Source organism: Curvibacter sp. T50, assembly GCF_057219955.1.
In genome coordinates, this window is the sequence record NZ_JBXVVU010000011.1 from 1 (window position 1) to 893 (window position 893).

Sequence of the window (893 nt, forward strand, 5' to 3'; positions counted from 1 at the left end):
AGGCTGCTAAAGCATAAGCCTCAGCGGGGGTCTTCATGTTCAACGCCTGGTGAGGGCGTTGGTGGTTGTACCAACCGATCCAGTCCGCAATCACGCGGCTGGCATGCTGCAAGGTTTCAAATCGGTGGCGGTGTACGCATTGGTCTTTGAGGGTTCTGATCACACGCTCGACCATGCCGTTTTGCTCTGGGCTGTACGGCGTGATGAACTCCTGCTGCAGACCGTAGCTTTTGACCAGGGCCGTGTAGCTGCGGCTGGTGAAGACCAGTCCGTTGTCTGACCTCAACAGGAAGGGCTGTTTGACCTTGCCCAGGCAACCGTAGCGAGCGATCAGGGCTTGCTCAAGCGCCGCTTCGGCGGTCTTGGACGGCCACTGCGGCTCAAGTGCCAGCCCAGCAGTTCACGGCTGTAGCAGTCGATCACCAGAGCCAGCGAAGCCCAACCGTCACGCCCCGTCCACACGCGGCACAGGTCCGTGGCCCAGCGCTCATCTGGCGCCTTGGCCACCGATGGCAAAGCCTGGATGCGAGGTCTGAAGCCAACCGGGCGCTTGCGAACCTGCCAGCCCTTGAGCTGGAAGATGCGCTGCACGGTGTTCTTGTTGAACCCGAGCAGGTGTGCCACCGTGCGGTAACCGAACGACGGGTTCTCTTCGATCATCGCCTTGATGGGCTTGACGAGGTGATCGTGCACCTTCGGTGCCGCTTTGGTGGCGCGGTAGTACACCGTGCGCCGGGGCATCTCGAACCACCGGCACAGTTTGACCAGGCTGACCTTGAAGCCGTCTTCACTCAATGCCTGCTGCAGACCAAGGATCATTTCTCGTCCTCGTTGCCCAGCAGGGATGCCAGCTTTTTTCTGGCACGCAACTCCAACATGGCTTCGCCATAGGC

Annotated in this window: 2 protein-coding genes and 1 pseudogene; all 3 read right to left on the reverse strand. The window is 60.5% G+C overall.

What is annotated here, in order from left to right; translation table 11 throughout:
* Positions 1-286: transposase (locus tag AC2EBU_RS16965; RefSeq protein WP_484611637.1), on the reverse strand; the 286-nt coding region annotated here is incomplete at its 3' end.
* A gap of 44 nt (positions 287-330) precedes the next feature.
* Complete coding sequence (locus tag AC2EBU_RS16970) at positions 331-819, reverse strand: transposase family protein (RefSeq protein WP_484611638.1); 489 nt, start codon at positions 817-819, stop codon at positions 331-333.
* Positions 816-893: pseudogene (locus AC2EBU_RS16975) on the reverse strand (DUF1153 domain-containing protein); the annotation flags it as partial. The gene AC2EBU_RS16970 and the pseudogene AC2EBU_RS16975, both read right to left, overlap by 4 nt.

What these genes read in the sequence shown, in the direction of transcription:
- AC2EBU_RS16970 (WP_484611638.1), bottom strand. Translation starts at nt 819, where the DNA reads ATGATCCTTGGTCTGCAGCAGGCATTGAGTGAAGACGGCTTCAAGGTC.